General features: G+C 49.3%; 1 pseudogene. It reads left to right on the top strand.

What is annotated here, in order from left to right:
* Positions 1-31: 31 nt before the first annotated feature.
* Positions 32-375: pseudogene (locus FJQ58_RS00880) on the top strand (efflux RND transporter periplasmic adaptor subunit); the annotation flags it as partial.

Genomic DNA, 375 nt, shown 5'->3' with positions numbered 1-375 from the left:
AGGACAAGCTGCTCAGGTGCACTTGAATGCTATGACGGATAAGACGATAGAGGGAACTGTTGAGGAGCTTGCATTAGAGGGTACAGTATCAAGTGGTGTGGCAGCCTATGATGTTACGATTGGGTTGTCGCAAATAGATGGCATTCTCGCTGGCATGTCCGGGCAGGTTGATATTATCATTCAATCGAAAAAGAATGTAGTAGTCGTACCTGTTGATGCTGTTGTAAATATGCGGGGATCCACATTTGTTAGAGTGCCAAGCACAGATACTGCAGGTGTGACGGCAGGAACGGAAGGGAAAGCAGGCAGCCAGGTTGAGGGCGGAACACAAGGTCTACCGAATCAACAGGGCAGCCAAGTCGAGCAGGGTTATGC

It is taken from the genome of Paenibacillus paridis (genome assembly GCF_006345825.1).
Lineage (GTDB): Bacteria > Bacillota > Bacilli > Paenibacillales > Paenibacillaceae > Pristimantibacillus > Pristimantibacillus paridis.
Note: the sequence above shows the minus strand (reverse complement) of the source record. Positions and strands in the feature narration are given on the sequence as shown.